Here is a 16,027-nt window from a genome sequence, read left to right on the forward strand (position 1 = left end):
GGTGTGCACCTCCATGTCGCGAGTGGCTACTCAGCCCGCTACGGCGCCTCCCACCCATCTGACCTGGTGAAACGGGCCGCCGAGCGGGATATCGACACGCTCGCGCTCACCGACCGCGACACCGTCGCCGGCGCGGTCCGCTTCGCGAAGGCCGCCGGGAGGGCCGGGGTGCGCCCGGTCTTCGGGGTCGACGTGGCCGTCGCTCCGTTCGACGGGTCCTGCGCCCCGGCGGGCCCGGGCCTCGACGGCCCCCGCGGCCCCGGCCTCGTTGACTCCAGCCCCAGCAGGCGCGCCAGCCCCGCCAGCTTCGCCCTCCCCGCCAGCCTTCGCGAGAGGGACCGTCCCCGCGCTCCCCGGCCGCCGCGGACGCCGGTGCGGACGCCGGTGCGGGGTGGGGCGCACGTCGTCGAGCCGGCCCTGCGGGTCACGCTCCTCGCGAGGGACGCGGACGGCTGGGCCCGGCTGTGCCGGCTGGTCTCCGCCGCCCACGCGGACGCCGCCGGCGGGCCGCCGGTCGTCTCCTGGCCCGTACTGCGGCAGTACGCGGACCAAGGCCTGATGGCCGTGCTCGGCCCCGTCTCCGAACCCGTACGGGCCCTCGCGGCCGGCCGGCCCGACCTGGCCGAACGGCTCCTCGCCCCGTGGCGCGAGCTCGTCGGCCCCGGCCTGCGGCTGGAGGTGCTCTGGTACGGGCTCTCCGGCACCGGGCCCGGCTCGCTGCGCCTCGCCGCCCGCACCCTCGGGCTCGCCGACCGGCTCGCGGTCCCCGCGGTCCTCACCAACGCCGTCCGCTACGCCGACCCCGCCCAGCACCGCCTCGCCGACGTCCTGGACTCGGCCCGTCTGCTGCGCCCGATCGACCGCCGCCGCCTCGACTCCGGAGAGCGCTGGCTGAAGGGGCCCGCCGCGATGGCGGCCGCCGCCGAGCGGATCGCCGAGGCCGCCGGAGCCGGTCCGCGCCGGGCGGCGGCGCTGCTCGCGGAGACCGTGCGTACGGCGGAGCAGTGCGTGCTCGACCCGGAGGCCGACCTCGGCATCGCGGGGCCCGGCCGGCTCGGCCGGTCCAGCTTCCCCGAGCCGGAGGTGGTGGGCGCCGCCCACGGCGCCGGCGGCGCCATGGACCTGCTGCGCCGACGCTGCGAGGAGGGGATGTTCGCGCGCGGCCTGGACCAGGACCCGGAGGCGGTCGAACGGCTGGAGTACGAGCTCTCCGTCATCGGGAAGATGGGCTTCGAGTCCTACTTCCTGGCGGTGGCCCAGGTGGTCGCGGACATCCGCGCCATGGGCATCCGGGTCGCGGCCCGCGGCTCCGGCGCCGGCAGCCTGGTCAACCACGCGCTCTTCATCGCCACGGCGAACCCCCTCGAACACCACCTGCTGTTCGAGCGGTTCCTCAGCGTCCGGCGGGCCTCGCTCCCCGACATCGACCTCGACGTGGAGTCGGCCCGCCGGCTGGAGGTCTACGACAGGATCATCGAACGGTTCGGCACCGAGAGGGTGGCCGTCGCCGCGATGCCGGAAACGTACCGGGCCCGGCACGCCCTGCGCGACACCGGCCTCGCCCTCGGCCTGCCCCCGCAGGTCGTCGACAAGGTCGCCAAATCGTTCCCGCACATCCGGGCCTGTGACATCCGCGGCGCCCTAGCCGAACTCCCCGAACTCAAGGAACTCGCCGCCGAAGCCGCCTCGTACGGCCCGCTGTGGGAACTCGCCGAGGGGCTGGACGCCCTGCCGCGCGGGATCGCCATGCACCCGTGCGGAGTGATCCTCTCCGACGCCGCCCTGCTGGACCGGCTGCCCGTGCAGCCCACCCCGGGCGGCCGGTACCCGATGGTCCAGGCGGACAAGTACGACGTCGAAGCCCTGGGCCTGGTGAAACTGGACGTCCTGGGAGTACGGATGCAGTCGGCGATGGCCCACGCCGTCGCCGAGATCCGCCGTACCACCGGCCGGCAGCTCGACCTCGACCACCCCGACCACGTCCGGCTGGACGACCCCGAAGCGTTCGAGCTCATCAGGAAGGCCCGGACCGTGGGCATGTTCCAACTGGAGAGCCCCGGCCAGCAGGACCTCGTGGGCCGTCTCCAGCCCCGCGGCGTCCAGGACGTCATCGCCGACATCAGCCTGTTCCGGCCGGGCCCGGTCGCCGGAGGCATGCCCGCCCTCTACATCGCGGCCCGGCACGGGGCCGCCCCCCACTACCCGCACCCCGACCTGGAACCCGTCCTCGCCGACACCTACGGCGTGACCATCTGGCACGAACAGATCATCGAGATCTTCAGGGTGATGACCGGCTGTGACCGGGCACTGGGCGAGATCGCCCGCCGCGCCCTCGCCGGCCCCGACCGGCTGCCCCGGGTGGAGGCGTGGTTCCGGCGGGAGGCGGGTGCCCGCGGCTACACGGGCGCCGTCCTCGACGAGGTCTGGGAGATCATCGCGGCGTTCGGCGCGTACGGGTTCTGCCGCGCGCACGCCGTCGCCTTCGCCGTGCCCGCACTCCAGTCCGCCTGGCTCAAGGCCCACCACCCGGCCGCCCTCTACGCCGGACTGCTCGAACACGACCCCGGGATGTGGCCGGCCCGAGTGATCGTCTCCGACGCCCGGCGCCACGGAGTGCCGGTCCTGCCCGTGGACGTCAACCTCTCCCGGGCCGGCCACCGGGTCGAGCGGGTCGAGGGCGGCGCGTGGGGGGTTCGGCTCTCGCTGTCGTCGGTGAAGGGAATCTCCGGCGAGCAGGTGGACCGGATCGCGGCCGGGCAGCCGTACCACGGGCTCCAGGACTTCTGGGAGCGGGCCCACTCCGCGCTGCCGATCGCCGAGCGCCTCATCCGGATCGGCGCCCTCGACACCCTGCGCGGACCCCTCACCCGCCGGGACCTCCTGCTCCAGGTCGCCGAACTCCACCGCCACACCCGGGCCCGCGCCGTCGACGGACAGCTGGCCCTCGGCGGCGAACTCGTCACCGCCCAGTCCTCGGGACTCCCGGAGATGACCAGTCGCGAGGCACTCGACGCCGAGATCGACGTCCTGTCCATCGACGTCTCCCACCACCTGATGGAGCACCACCACCGGCTGCTCCGCGAGCTCGGCGCCACCGACTCCGCCCACCTCGAATCGATGCGCCCGGGACAGCGGGTCCTCGTCGCGGGCGTCCGCGCCTCTACGCAGACGCCCCCGATCCCCTCGGGCAAGAGGGTCATCTTCGTGACCCTGGAGGACGGACGGGGTCTCGTCGACATCGCGTTCTTCGAGGACAGCCACGACGCCTGCGCCCACACCGTCTTCCACTCCGGGCTGCTCCTGGTCCGCGGCACCGTCGAGGCCCGCGGTCCGCGCCGCACCGTCGTCGGCCAGATGGTCTGGAACCTCGAAGAGATCGCGGCCGCCCGCCGCGACCACGGTCCGGAAGCCGCCCTCACCCTCCTCGGCCGCTCCGGCCCCGCCCCCACGCCCGCCCAGAACGGCTCCGCCCCGGCCAGGGACCGCAACGCCCCGGACCGCAACGCCCCGGCACGCACCCTCGCCAACGGCACCGCCGGAGCCCGCCTCCACCCCTACGCGGACCTCCAGCCCGCCGGCACCCGCGCCGCCGACCTCACCTCCCTCGGCTACACCAGCCCCGGATCGGCCGGGTGACCACCATGGAGCAGAGCTCCCGCGCGCCGAGTCCCCGCCGGCAGATCCTCCACGCCCGCTTCCACCTGCCCGACGGCGCCGACACCGGGCTGTACGGCCAACTCCTCGACCTCACCGCCGACATCACCCCCCGCGTCCAGCCGATCCCGCCCGACGCCGCCCACCTCGACATCACCGGATCGCTGCGCTACTGGCAGCGCGACGCCGAAGACCTGGCCGCCCTCCTGCGCCTGCGGACCCTCGCCCTCCACGGCGTACGGACGACCTGCGCCGTCGCGCCCAACCGCATGCTCGCCACGATGACGGCCGCCTTCACGCCCCTCGGTGAAACCACCGTCCTCACCGAGGCGGAGGTCACCGCCTGGCTTCGCCCCCGCCCCGTCGCCGCCCTTTACGGAGTCGGTCCCGCCACCGCCGCCGCGCTGGCCAAGTACGGACTGCACACCATCGGGGACCTCGCCGACGCGCCCCTGCCCACCTTGACCAGGCTCTTCGGATCGGCCACCGGCCGCGCCCTGCACGCCCACGCCCACGGTGACGACCTGCGCTCCGTGGAACCCCGGTCCCTCCCGAGATCCATGAGCGCCGGCCACACCTTCGACGCCGACTGCCTCGACGCGGACCAGCACCACCGCGCCCTCCTCGGCCTCGCCCACCGGCTCGGAGCCCGCCTCCGCGGGGAAGGCCAGGCAGCCGCCGGCCTCACCCTCACCGTCCGGTACGCCGACCGCACCACGACCACCCGGAGCCGGGCCCTGACCGAACCCACCCACCACACCCGCCCCTTGACCGGCGCCGTCTACGATCTGTACCGACTCCTCGGCCTCCAGCGCGCACGCGTACGGTCCTTCGACCTCCGCGCCGACGCCCTGCGTCCGGCCTCCGAGGCCCGGAGACAGCTCAGCTTCGACCCGGCCGACGACCAGGCACTCGCCATCGAGGCCGCCGCCGACCGTGCCCGCGCCCGCTACGGCCCCGACGCCGTCAAACCGGCTACCCTCGCCGGGGCATAGGGAAGGGGCCTCGATAAGACCGCCCGCGCCATACAAAAAACACCCCGGACCGATTGAGGCCGGGGTGTTCGTTTGTGTATATTTGAGTTTTCACATCTTCGCTGAGCGATGAAGTGAAGAAGCTTATGGGGACACTGTATCGCGTCAGGAGTGGAATTGTCAACCGAAGAATTCCGGAATGAGCAGCAATTCATCACCACCCTCTACGGGCGCCTGGACGACCTGCGTGACCAGGCCGAACGCGCCGTGCAGGGGGCGCTCGGCGCGGTCGCCAGCGGGTTCCAGGCGCGGTTGGAACGGGACGTCATGGTCGCTGAGCAGTCCGGTCTGCTTTCCGCTCTGAACTCGGGGGAGAACGGCCTCTGCTTCGGCCGGCTCGAGTTCTCCGACGGCCGGGACCACCACATCGGGCGCATCGGCATCAGGCAGGACGACACCGAACGCACTCCGCTCGTACTCGACTGGCGTGCCGATGTCGCGCGCCCCTTCTACCTCGCGACGGGCCATTCCCCCATGGGGCTGCGCCGGCGCCGCCACCTCACCACGCGGGGACGCGAGGTCACGGCCCTGCACGACGAGATCCTCGACCTCGCCGACACCGAGCGCACGGGACACGAAGGGGCCGACGCGGATGCCGTGCTCCTGTCCGCGCTCGACGCCGCACGGACCGGCCGGATGCACGACATCGTGCGGACCATCCAGGCCGAACAGGACCGCATCATCCGCTCCACCCACCGCGGGATCCTGGTCGTGGAGGGCGGACCGGGCACCGGAAAGACCGCCGTGGCCCTGCACCGGGCCGCCTACCTCCTCTACGCACACCGCGAGCTGCTCGCCAAGCGCGGCGTACTGATCGTCGGGCCCAACCCGGCCTTCCTCGGCTACATCGGCGAGGTGCTCCCCGCCCTCGGCGAGACCGGTGTCCTGCTCGCCACGCCGGGCGAGCTCTTTCCCGGCGTCCGCGCGACGGCCGTCGACCGCCCCGGCGCCGCCGCGGTCAAGGGCCGCGCCGCGATGGCAGAGATCCTCGCCCAGGTCGTGAGCGACCGGCAGGCGCTGCCCGAGACCGTGCCCGCGGGGAGCGGTGAGGAAGCCGACCGGGTCCCCGAACCCGCCCTGGAGATCGACCACGACGACTACGGAACCCTGCTGCTCGACCGGACCATGGCCCACGAGGCCCGGGACCGGGCCCGCGCCACCGGGCTGCCGCACAACCTGGCGCGCCCCCACTTCGCCTTCCGCGTCATCGACGCGCTCACCGCACAGCTCGCCGACCGGCTCGGCGCCGACCCCTACGGCGGCCCCAACCTGCTCGGCCCCGACGACATCGCCCTGCTGGCCAAGGAGATCGCCACCAGCGCCGACGTGCACGCCGCCATCGACACGCTGTGGCCGGAGCTCACGCCCCGGCAGCTGATCGCCGACTACCTCGCCGACCCCACCCACCTCCCCGAGCGGGAAGCCGGGCTGATCCGCCGTACGACGACGGCCGAAGCGGACTGGACGCCCGCCGACGTCCCGCTGCTCGACGAGGCCGCCGAGCTGCTCGGGGTCGACGACACCGCGAGCCGCGCCGCCGCGCAGCGGGACCGCCTCGAGCGCATCGCGTACGCCCAGGGCGTCCTCGACCTGTCCGCCGGATCGGAGTCGTACGAGTTCGAGGACATGGAGAGCGAGTTCCTCGCGGCCCACGACCTCATCGACGCCGAGCGGATGGCGGCGCGACAGGAGGAGGACGACCACCGCAGCGCGGCCGAGCGGGCCGCCGCCGACCGGACCTGGGCCTTCGGCCACGTCATCGTGGACGAGGCGCAGGAGCTGTCCGCCATGGCGTGGCGCCTGCTGATGAGGCGCTGCCCGACGCGGTCGATGACGCTGGTGGGCGACCCCGCCCAGACCGGAGACGAGGCCGGCTGCGGCTCGTGGCAGCAGATCCTGAGCCCCTATGTCGAGGACCGCTGGGAGCTCGTACGGCTCGGCGTCAACTACCGCACGCCCGCCGAGATCATGGACGTCGCGGCCGCCGTGCTCCGGGCCCGCCACCCCGGCTTCGAACCGCCGCGTTCGATCCGGTCCACCGGCCGGCGGCCCTGGATCCGGGCGGCGGACGACCTGGCCGCCGCGGTCGCCGAGGCGGTACGGGAGGGCGTCCCGGCCGAGGGCCGCCTCGCGGTGATCGCCCCGCGCCCGCTGCACGGGGCGCTGGCGGCCGCGGTGCCCGGCGTTCACGCGGGCCGGGAGCCGGACCTCACCCAGCCGGTCGTACTGCTGGACCCCCGCCAGGCCAAGGGCCTGGAGTTCGACACCGTGATCGTCGTGGAACCGTCGGAGCACGAGCCCAGTGATCTCTACGTGGCCCTGACGCGCGCCACCCAGACCCTCGGCGTGGTGCACACCGGCCGGCTGCCGGAGGGCCTGGACGAACAGCCGCGGTTCGACGTTCACCCTGGCAGTCACCCGGCCTGCTGATCCGCGGTTCTCCCCGGACGGCGGGGGCGGCCGTTCTCCACCCATGGGCACCGACCTGACGGCTGCTCAGCCGGGAGCCGCCGGCCGGCGGCCCGGGGGCGGGGTGTCGGTTGTCGGGTGCTCTCCGGTACGGGCGCGGTCATGGGCAAGCACGCTGGTCAGCAGGGTGCCGTGAGCTATGTTGGAACCGCAGTGGTAGGAGAGGGAGGACCGTCGTGTCATCGGGGCAGCACGCGCGCGCACAAGCGGCCGCGATCACGCCGAGCGGGCAGGCGGCCGACGACTACGTGCGCGCCCCGGCCGACCGGGTCCAGGCGCTGTTCGACGGACACCAGCTCTCCCCGGGGCAGCGCCGGATCGCCCAGTACCTGGTCGACCACCTCACCGAGGCGGCGTTCCTCTCCATCACCGAGCTCGCCGAACGGGCCGGCGTGAGCCAGCCGTCCGTGACCCGGTTCGCGGCCGCCCTCGGGTTCACCGGCTACCCGGCCCTGCGCGAGGTGCTCCAGCCGATCGCCCTCAGCGCGGTGGCCGGTTCCCCGGACGGCCGCGAACAGACCCGCCGCAACGAGTTGCAGGCGGCCGTCGACGCCGAGATCGAGAACCTGGAGAACGTGCGCAGGCTGTTCGCCGACACCAATCAGGTGCTCGACATCGGCCGGGAGCTGGCCCGTTCCGTGCCGTTGACGGTGCTCGGGCTGCGGATCTCGGTCTCCCTCGCGGAGTACTTCGCGTACGCGGCCCGCCGCATCCACCCCGACGTGCGTCTGGTGATCAACGGCGGCAGCGTCGCCTTCGACGCGCTCCTGCAGGCGCGTGCGGCAGGCGGCAGCTGGGTCCTGGCCTTCGCCATGCCCCGGCACGCGAAGGAGACGCTGGCGGCCCTGCGGGTCGCCCGCAGGGCGGGGCTCCGCGTGGCGCTGATCACGGACCGTACGCTCGGACCGCTGGTGGACGAGGCCGACGTGGCGCTGACGGCCGGCACCGGTTCTCGGCTCGTCTTCGATTCCTACGCGGCGCCGGGCCTGCTGTCCGCCGCGCTGCTCCAGGCGATGGCCGACGCCGACCCCGAACGGACGCAGGCCCGGCTCGAAGGCTATGAGCAGGCCGCCGACCAGCACGGATTCTTCCTCTAGGGAGACCGCTGGCCGCCCGTCCAGGCGGGTGGTGGCCGGATTGTGCCCTTCATATTCACGCCGAATCCGGGCATGAATATTTTCATACTCTTGCTTACTCCACGGTATATATGTTTACTGATGGCGGCGCGGTCATCCGTAGACATGCCAGGGAGAGCGACCCCACGCCCTCCCAGAACAGATACCCGGCGTGACGCACTCCTCCTCCACGTTCCGCCTGGTGTCCCGTCCGGCTTTCGGATCCCGGAGCGCGCCCCCTGCGGCCTCGGCCAACCCCTGGGCCGAGGCCGCCACAGACCCCACCGATCAGAGCTCCACACCCTGCGGAAGCGGACAAGAATGTCTCAGACGGCACTCATCACGCGCAGCCCGGACTGGCCCCTCCAGGTCAAGCACCCCGGGAACCACGACTGGGAACGGACGGCCATCCGCTGGCTGCGCGACCTCCTCCCGGCCCGCTACGCCGGATACGTGACCCTGACCCGCAGCCCCGTCCTCCTCGCCCGGCACGCCCAGCTCCAGGTGCAGCACGAGCTGAGGGCCGTACGCGTGGCGATGGAGACCAGCCGCGCCGAGCTCCCCGCCCTCGGCGTGGCGGAGGCGGTCATCGAGAACTCGATCAGGATGTACGCCATCGAGCTCGGCCAACTCGCCCGCCTGGCCCGCTCCGTCCGGCTCGTCAGCGACGCACTGCGCACCGCCGCCCGCTGACACCCCCGGCCCGGGACCGCCAGGGCCGACGGCGACGAGGGTGCGGGGCCGTTCGGACGACCGCCTGACCTCAGCCGGCGGCGGTGACGCCGACGAGCTGCTCCGCGATGAGCTCGGCCGAGGGGAACCTCATCCCCACGGCGGCCACGTGCTTCCAGTGCAGGGTGCCGTCCGGGGCGACGACGAAGACCGCCCGGCGCAGCCCGATCAGCGGAGCCGTGATCCCGAACGCGCGGGCCACCGCGCGGTCGTTGTCGGCCAGCAGCGGCATCCGCAGGCCGCGGGCCGAGGCGAAGGCCTCGTGACTGTCGACGCCCTGCGGGCTGATGCCCCACACCTGCGCCCCACACGCGCCGAGCGCCTCCAGCCCGTCGGAGTAGGAGCACAACTGGGCCGTGCACACCGGGGTGTTGTCGCCGGGGTAGAAGGCGAGAACGACCGGCGTCCCGCGCTGCGCGCCGAGCGCGTACTCCCCTCGGACGAACGTGCCGTCGGTCAACTGGCCGCCGGGGAGCGAGAAGTCGCCCACGACGTCGCCCACGGCCGGGATTCGGGTCACGGTGTCCGCGCCTCTCTGTCGGTGGAGGGCGTACGGTACCCGCTCGCGGCGCACCGCGTCACCGGCAGCCGGTGCTCCCGCTCCCGGCCGGCGGCGGCTCCCCGGGCGCGGGGTCAGCGGCGGTGCATGGTGTGCGGGCACGCCGCGACCCGGGTGCGCCATGGGGCGGCCCGCACCGGAAGGCCGGAGCCCTCAGTACGGTCCGCCCCGGAAGTACGAGCTCGGCGCCGCGCGGGGGCGGTCGCCGCGCTCGTGCGCGGCATCGGAGCGGTCGGCGGGCGTGCACCGACGGACGAGGGCGCGCAGCGTCTCCAGGCCCGCCAGGACGTCGGAGCGGTTGCCCGAGACCTTCATCCAGCCGGGCAGCCGGGGGACCATCGACCGCGTCGGGCTGCCGAAGCCGGTGCCGCGTTCACGCAACCGGGCTCCGGCATAGGCAGCCAGTTCCTCCACGTGCTCCTCGTTGTAGGCCCACAGGACGTGTCCGGCACACCGGGTCTGCAACCAGAGCGGCCGCCGGAAGAACGGGTCCTCGGTGCCGCCGGGGACCGCGCCGACCAGCCCGGCCCCCCGTACCCGGGCCTCCCATTCGGCGACGGCCCCGCAGTGGGCGCAGGTCATCCTCCGGGGCCGGAACAGCAGCTCGGTGTAGTAGGCGAGCGGGGGGAGGCCGGGCCGGGGCGCGCAGAGCGCCTGCCCGCCGCAGCGCGGGCAGACGACCAGGATGCGCTCGGCGTACCGGGCCCACGGCATTCCCGGGTCGCGGTGCCGGGACGGATCGCCGGGGGTCTCGGAGGTCTCGCGGGACATGAGGGACACGATGCCAGGCCGGGGGAGCGGACCGGGAGGCGGGTGCACGGGCCCCCAGCCCCCCGGGTCACCTCATGCGGCACCGATCTCCACGCGGTCGAGACTTCCTGTTCGGGCCGGGCGGCAGCCGGGCCGCTCCTCCGGCTCAGCCGGGACCGCTGCCGGTGTCCCGCGTGGCCCGTGGTGCGCCGGCGAAGGGACACCGGGACGACCGGTGGTCCTGGGGCTCTGCCGCGGTGGCGGGTCGCCCGCCGCCGGGCCGGCGGCCGGGCGGGTGGGGGCGGCCGGTGATGTCGAGGGTGAGGCGGTGGGGTTGGAGGATGGTGCGCGTGTGGAAGGCAGGGGTGATGCCGGGCGTGCGGGTGATCTGGTGGTCGCGGGTCAGGGTGGCGGTGGCGAGAGTCATGGCGGTGGTGGCGAAGTGCGCTCCGAGGCAGGTGCGCGGGCCGCCGCCGAAGGGCATGAACGCGTACTTGGGCAGCGGCGTGGTGGGCCGGTCCGTCCAGCGGTCCGGGTTGAACGTGGTGGGGTCGTCGTAGTGGCGGGGGTCGCGGTGGAGGACGAACGGGCTGACGGCGACGTGCTGGCCGGGGCGCAGGGGGTGGCCGGCGAGTTCGGCGGGTTCTTCCACGGTCCGCTGGAGGAACCAGAGCGGGGGGTAGAGGCGGAGGGTTTCCTTCACGACGGATTCCGTGACGGTCAGCCGGGGCACGTCGGCCGCGGCGGGGAGCCGGCCCCCGACCTCCCGGTCGGCCTCGTCCCGTACCCGCTGACGGATCTCCGGATGCCGGTCGAGGAGGAGGAGCAGCCAGGCGAGCGCCGCGGCGGTGGTCTCGTGGGCGGCGAACAGGTTGGCGACGACGACACTGGTGGCGCCTTCGTGGGTGAGGGCGCCTTCGTCGCACGCGGTGTTGAGGAGGTCCGCGACCACGGACGGGGAGCCGTCCTGCCGGGTGGTGTGACGCCGGCGTATCAGGGAGGAGACCTCGGCGGCGAGTTCGCGGCCCGCGCGCTGGAGGCGGCGTCCGCGCAGGGCGCGCCAACGGGCGGGCAGGGGCAGGGCGGGGGGCAGGAGCGCGTCCTGCAGGCGGGCGAGGAGGCCGGGGACCTCGCCGGTCTCCGGGCCGAGACAGAATTCTGCGATGAGGTGGGCGCTGAGGTCCTCCAGTGCGGGGATCGCCTCGAACCTGCCGCGGGCGCGCCAGGAGTCCGCGTGGCGGGCGACGGTCGCCGCGAGGCCGTCGCCGGCGGCGCGCAGGCTGGTCCGGTTCAGCCCGCGTCCCGCCAGGCTGCGGGCCCGCATCCACAGGGCCAGGTCCTCGGAGGCGCGGCTTCCGTCGGTCGCCTCGCCCAGCAGGTCCCGGCTGATGGCGTACGTGGTGTTGGTGTGCTTGAAGACCTCCTCGGCCAGGACGGGCGAGTTCACGATGTACAGGTCGTCGTCCAGCCGGACCACGTCGCCGTACCGCTGCTGGTCGAGCAGGAAGCCGAGCCGGTCCCGCTCGAACGCGCGCCTGTTGCCGTACCGCCCGGCCCCTGCGGGACCGGGCGGCACACGGGTCGTCGGCATGAGTTACCGCGCCTGTACGTAGTAGTAGTAATACGCGCTGGAGTGATCCTGCCCCCCGAGCGCGCTGCTGCGTTGGACCTTCGCCCCGGAGGGGTCGTTGGCCAGATGGGCGGAGCTCGACGCGGCGAAGGCCTGCCCGCCGCCGAGGAGTGCGGCGACGGCGGAGACGGCGACGAGGAGCGACTTGCGGAGGGGGATCAGGGCAGCCATGACTGGCCTCCTTCTTCGGGGTACAGGGCGGCTGGTCCGCCCTGTTCGATGTACCCATTACGCCCTCCCGCGGGTCGTCGGGCACGCCACGGAAACACGTGACGTGCCCGCCGTATGCGCATCTGGCACAATGCCGCGCCGCTGTCCGCACCCCACCCGGGGACCTGCCCGGGGAAGCGGCTCCGCCGACCGGAGCCCCGCCCCGCACCCGCTCGTAGGGCGCGACCCATCCGCATGCTGAGATGCTGTCCCACGCCGCGACGGGCCCGTGCCAGACTCTGCCCCATGCTTCGCCAGCAGATCATTAGCGCCGGCGTGCCGGCCCCGAGCTGACCGAGCGACCACGCCGTCGGCTCGCCGCCCGCACGCAGACCTCTCGCATCCGCGAGGGGTCTTCTTGTTTTCCGGGGCAACGCGCTTCCCGGCCCGGCCCGGCCCGGCTGACACCCCTGACACCTGCCGCCCCGCCCGACCCCCCAGGACAGGAGCCCACGACTCATGACCCTGACCCGCTGCGACGTCCTCCCCGACGTCGCCCCCGCCTGCCACATGCTGACCGTCACGGTCCGCGACGGCGGTCACGCCCTCACGCGGATCTCCGCGACCCTCAACAACCTGTCCGTCAGGGCGTTGTCCTACCGGGCCTCCGAAGGCGGCGGTCCCGCCGTGTGCGAGATCGTCGTACCCGTGGCCGACTCGGCCCGCGCCCAGGCCAAGCTGCTGCGCTGCGTCGACATCGTGGGCCTCACGGCCTACCCGGCGCCGGGCTTCCCGGCCAACTGAACGGGTCCGCGCCCCGGGGGAGTCGAAGGCGTCCGCCCCGCACGTCGCGTCAGCGTGCGTGGGGGCGGGCCGCGCATACTTGACTAGTCGTTCCAATATCCCGTACCGTACTCACCGTGGCCAGGACCAAGGAATTCGATCCGGACGCCGCGCTGCAGTCGGCTCTCGAGCTGTTCTGGCAGCGCGGCTACGAGGCGACGTCGATGGCGGACCTCGTCGACCGCCTCGGGATCGGGCGCGCCAGCATCTACGCCACCTTCGGCAACAAGCGCGAGCTGTACATGAAGGCGCTCGACCGTTACAACGAGAACCGCGATTCGCTCCTGCTGCGCGAACTGTCCCAGCCGGGGCCCGCGCTGCCGGCCGTGCGCACGGTGGTGCGGCGCTTCGCCCTCGAGTCCAGCTCCAACGGGCAGCGCCTGAACGGCTGCTTCGTCACCAACACCGCCGCGGAGCTCGGCGCGCACGACGCGGAGGCGGCGCGCAGGGTCGAGGCGAGCTGGGGTCACATCGAGACCCTGTTCCGTTCGGCGCTGGTGCGGGCCCAGGCGCAGGGGGAGCTGTCCGGGGACCGTGATCCGCGGACGCTCGCACGGATGCTGCTGGTGCTGATGCAGGGCCTGCGCGTCGTGGGCAAAACCTCGGGCGACCCTGGCGTGGTGCGCGACGCGGCAGAGCAGGCCCTGGCCCTGCTCGATTGAAATGCGCTTCCCCGGGGGGAAGTTTCTTCATGCGCTCATTCTGGAACGTACGATCAAATATCAGGGGGAGAAATGACCGCCACACGCAGCACCACCCTCAGGGCAGGGGCAGGGGCTCCGGCCACCGCCGCGGCCGCAGTGCCGGCAGCCACCTCGGTCGGCCCCGCAGCGGCCGGCCCGGCAGCGGCAGGACCCGCAGCGGCCGTCCCGTCCTCCGGCTCCGCCTTCGCGCTGCTCGGCGCGGTGCAGATGTCCCTGATCTTCACGCTCACCTCGCTCATCGTGCCGCTGCCCGCCATCGGCGGCGAGTTCGACCTGGCCCGCGACGCCCTGCTCCTGCTCAGCGCCGCCTACGGCCTGACCTTCGCCGGACTCCTCCTCTTCGGCGGCCGCATCGCCGACCGCTTCGGCGGCCGCAGGGCACTCAACGCCGGACTGGTCGTGTTCGCCGTGGCGTCCCTCGCCGCACCGCTCGCCCAGGACCCCACCGTCCTCCTCGCGGCCCGCTTCGCCCAAGGCGCGGGCGCCGCGCTCACCGCGCCCGCCGCGATGGCCGTCCTGCGCGCGGTCTTCCCCCAACCCGCCGCGTACGGAAGGGCCATGGCCACCTGGGGAGGTCTCTCGGTGCTCGGCGCGACCGCCGGGAACCTGCTCTCCGGCGTGATCTCGGCACTCTCCACCTGGCGGCTGTCCTTCGTCGTTCCCGTCGCGGTGGCCGGAGCCGCACTGGCCCTGGCTCCTCGTCTGCTGCCCGCCACCCCCGTCGGCGAGGGCCGGTCCCTCGACCTCCCCGGGGCCCTGCTGGCCACCGCCGGCATCAGCCTGGCCAGTTACGGCCTCGTCCTCACCGACGCCCACTCCTGGGGGTCGACCGGAGTCCTGGTCGCGCTGATCGCCGCCGCCGTCCTCCTCGTGGCCTTCCCGATCGTCGAACGCCGGGCCCGTGACCCGCTGCTCCCGCTCGGGTTCCTCCGCAACGGCCGCCGGGTCCTGGCGCTCTCGGCGATCGGGCTGACCGCCGCCGGCACGGCCACGGCATTCGTCCTGCTCTCGCTGAGCCTCCAGGAGGACCGTGGCTGGTCGGCGCTCCAGACCTCCGCCGCGTTCGTTCCCTTCGCGGTGGCCCTCCTCCTGGCCGGCCGTGCGGCGGGCCCGCTCATCGCCCGGTACGGGACCGCGACCGTGACCACGGCCGGCCTCGTCACCGCGGCGGCGGGCCTCGGACTCCTCGCCCTCACCGGACTGGCCGAGCACACCCCGTACGCCCTCGGGCTCCTCCCCGGCCTGCTCCTGCTGCCGGCCGGCGGCGCCGCGGCCTTCGCCGGCGCCGCGGTCCTGGCCACGGACGGGGTCGAGCCGCACCAGGCCGGACTCGCGGGCGGGGTGATGAACACCGCGATGGAGCTCGGCCCGACGGTCATCTTCGCCACCGTCCTCGCCCTCGGCTCCGACAAGGTCTCGCTCGCCGCGATGGCGACCGCCTTTGCCGCGGCCGGTTTCCTCAACACCCGCATCAAGTGACCGGTCGGGGACCGCCGGCCGGAAGGGACCGCCGGCGGTCCCCGGTCACGGGTCGCACATCACAGACCGACAGACCGACAGACCGACAGACCGACGAGAACGAGCAACCAGCAGCGCACCAGGGAGTCATTACCGTGTCCCCACGTTTCACCGGCAAGAGCGTCCTCGTCACCGGCGCCGGATCAGGCATCGGGAGAGCCGTCGCCCTCGCGTTCGCGGCCGAGGGAGCCTCGGTGGTCGTCGCCGGACGCACCGCCGCACCGCTCGCCGAAACGGTCGCCCTGATCGAGAAGGAAGGGGGAACGGCCGCCGCGGTCACCGCGGACGTCTCCCGCTCCGAGGACGTACGAGGCCTCGTCGACCGGACCGTCGAACTCTTCGGGAGCCTCGACGTCGCGGTCAACAACGCGGGCGTCTTCCTGGGCGGCGGCCCCGTAGCCGGCCTTTCCGAGGAGGACTGGCGCAGCCTGCTCGACATCAACGTCACCGGCGTGCTCTTCGGCCTGCAGGCCGAAGTCTCCCGGATGCGCGAGCAGTCCACCGGAGGGGCGATCGTCAACATCTCCTCCAACCTCGGCGCCCACACCCGCATCCCGGGAGTGGGCGGCTACGCCGCCACCAAGGCGGCCGTCTCCGCCCTGACGCGGGTCGCCGCCCTGGACCACATCGCCGACGGAGTCCGCATCAACGCCGTCAGCCCCGGCCCGTCCGCCACCGCCATGTCGCTCCGCGCGGGCGAGACCGACGCCGACCGCGCGGCCCGGATGAAGGGCGAATCGCCCTTGGGCCGGGTGTCCACCACCGCGGAGGTCGCGGCAGCCGTGCTCTACCTGGCTTCGGCGGACGCCGCCTCCGTGGTCGGCACCGACCTGGTGATCGACGGCGGCGCCGCCGCCTGACCGGACGGG

The 16,027-nt window shown here is 73.6% G+C and carries 13 protein-coding genes; 9 read left to right on the forward strand and 4 right to left on the reverse strand.

Features of this window, described 5'->3' with window-relative positions; genetic code table 11:
- Nucleotides 1–66: 66 nt before the first annotated feature.
- The 5 genes from dnaE (at nucleotide 67) to ABZY44_RS04025 (ending at nucleotide 8,965) form a co-directional block, all read left to right on the forward strand.
- Nucleotides 67–3,636 (forward strand): DNA polymerase III subunit alpha, encoded by a 3,570-nt coding sequence (gene dnaE, locus ABZY44_RS04005; protein WP_356649993.1) that lies wholly within the window; start codon nucleotides 67–69, stop codon nucleotides 3,634–3,636.
- Between the two features lie 5 nt (nucleotides 3,637–3,641).
- A complete protein-coding gene (locus tag ABZY44_RS04010; RefSeq protein WP_356649994.1) occupies nucleotides 3,642–4,649 on the forward strand; it encodes a hypothetical protein in 1,008 nt (335 codons plus the stop codon).
- Nucleotides 4,650–4,805: 156 nt separating this feature from the next.
- Entirely contained in the window at nucleotides 4,806–7,118 is a 2,313-nt protein-coding gene (locus tag ABZY44_RS04015) for an ATP-binding domain-containing protein (protein ID WP_356649995.1), read from the forward strand.
- A 215-nt stretch (nucleotides 7,119–7,333) separates the two neighbouring features.
- Nucleotides 7,334–8,254, forward strand: coding sequence for a MurR/RpiR family transcriptional regulator (locus tag ABZY44_RS04020; RefSeq protein WP_356649996.1), 921 nt, complete (start codon nucleotides 7,334–7,336; stop codon nucleotides 8,252–8,254).
- A gap of 339 nt (nucleotides 8,255–8,593) precedes the next feature.
- On the forward strand, nucleotides 8,594–8,965 hold the full coding sequence (locus tag ABZY44_RS04025) for a hypothetical protein (RefSeq protein WP_356649997.1): 372 nt from the start codon (nucleotides 8,594–8,596) through the stop codon (nucleotides 8,963–8,965).
- A gap of 70 nt (nucleotides 8,966–9,035) precedes the next feature.
- Here the strand turns inward: ABZY44_RS04025 and ABZY44_RS04030 are convergent, their stop codons facing one another.
- From ABZY44_RS04030 to ABZY44_RS04045, 4 genes are all read right to left on the reverse strand, one after another.
- A complete protein-coding gene (locus tag ABZY44_RS04030) occupies nucleotides 9,036–9,524 on the reverse strand; it encodes a peroxiredoxin (protein ID WP_356649998.1) in 489 nt (162 codons plus the stop codon).
- Nucleotides 9,525–9,716: 192 nt separating this feature from the next.
- A complete protein-coding gene (locus ABZY44_RS04035) occupies nucleotides 9,717–10,334 on the reverse strand; it encodes a hypothetical protein (protein ID WP_356649999.1) in 618 nt (205 codons plus the stop codon).
- Between the two features lie 145 nt (nucleotides 10,335–10,479).
- The gene (locus tag ABZY44_RS04040) at nucleotides 10,480–11,904 is read right to left on the reverse strand and encodes a cytochrome P450 (protein WP_356650000.1); all 1,425 of its coding nucleotides are present in this window, start codon (nucleotides 11,902–11,904) and stop codon (nucleotides 10,480–10,482) included.
- A 3-nt stretch (nucleotides 11,905–11,907) separates the two neighbouring features.
- Nucleotides 11,908–12,114 (reverse strand): hypothetical protein, encoded by a 207-nt coding sequence (locus ABZY44_RS04045; RefSeq protein WP_356650001.1) that lies wholly within the window; start codon nucleotides 12,112–12,114, stop codon nucleotides 11,908–11,910.
- Nucleotides 12,115–12,612: 498 nt separating this feature from the next.
- Between ABZY44_RS04045 and ABZY44_RS04050 the strand changes: the two genes are divergently transcribed.
- The 4 genes from ABZY44_RS04050 to ABZY44_RS04065 all read left to right on the forward strand — a co-directional run bounded on the left by ABZY44_RS04050 (nucleotide 12,613) and on the right by ABZY44_RS04065 (nucleotide 16,018).
- Nucleotides 12,613–12,897, forward strand: a complete 285-nt coding sequence (locus tag ABZY44_RS04050; protein WP_356650002.1) for a hypothetical protein — start codon at nucleotides 12,613–12,615, stop codon at nucleotides 12,895–12,897.
- Between the two features lie 116 nt (nucleotides 12,898–13,013).
- A complete protein-coding gene (locus ABZY44_RS04055) occupies nucleotides 13,014–13,598 on the forward strand; it encodes a TetR family transcriptional regulator (RefSeq protein WP_356650003.1) in 585 nt (194 codons plus the stop codon).
- 72 nt (nucleotides 13,599–13,670) lie between these two features.
- Nucleotides 13,671–15,119 carry an MFS transporter gene (locus tag ABZY44_RS04060; RefSeq protein ID WP_356650004.1) on the forward strand — a complete coding sequence of 483 codons (1,449 nt, stop codon included), beginning with the start codon at nucleotides 13,671–13,673 and terminating at the stop codon, nucleotides 15,117–15,119.
- Nucleotides 15,120–15,253: 134 nt separating this feature from the next.
- Entirely contained in the window at nucleotides 15,254–16,018 is a 765-nt protein-coding gene (locus ABZY44_RS04065) for a glucose 1-dehydrogenase (RefSeq protein ID WP_356650005.1), read from the forward strand.
- The last annotated feature ends 9 nt before the right edge of the window (nucleotides 16,019–16,027 follow it).

Source organism: Streptomyces sp. NPDC006544 (genome assembly GCF_040611715.1).
In the GTDB taxonomy this organism is placed as follows: domain Bacteria; phylum Actinomycetota; class Actinomycetes; order Streptomycetales; family Streptomycetaceae; genus Streptomyces.

Bases quoted from the DNA above. Each gene is read 5' to 3' on its own strand.
- ABZY44_RS04010 (WP_356649994.1), top strand. From the start codon at position 3,642: ATGGAGCAGAGCTCCCGCGCGCCGAGTCCCCGCCGGCAGATCCTCCAC.
- ABZY44_RS04045 (WP_356650001.1), bottom strand. From the start codon at position 12,114: ATGGCTGCCCTGATCCCCCTCCGCAAGTCGCTCCTCGTCGCCGTCTCC.
- ABZY44_RS04060 (WP_356650004.1), top strand. From the start codon at position 13,671: ATGACCGCCACACGCAGCACCACCCTCAGGGCAGGGGCAGGGGCTCCG.
- ABZY44_RS04050 (WP_356650002.1), top strand. From the start codon at position 12,613: ATGACCCTGACCCGCTGCGACGTCCTCCCCGACGTCGCCCCCGCCTGC.
- ABZY44_RS04035 (WP_356649999.1), bottom strand. From the start codon at position 10,334: ATGTCCCGCGAGACCTCCGAGACCCCCGGCGATCCGTCCCGGCACCGC.
- ABZY44_RS04025 (WP_356649997.1), top strand. From the start codon at position 8,594: ATGTCTCAGACGGCACTCATCACGCGCAGCCCGGACTGGCCCCTCCAG.
- ABZY44_RS04040 (WP_356650000.1), bottom strand. From the start codon at position 11,904: ATGCCGACGACCCGTGTGCCGCCCGGTCCCGCAGGGGCCGGGCGGTAC.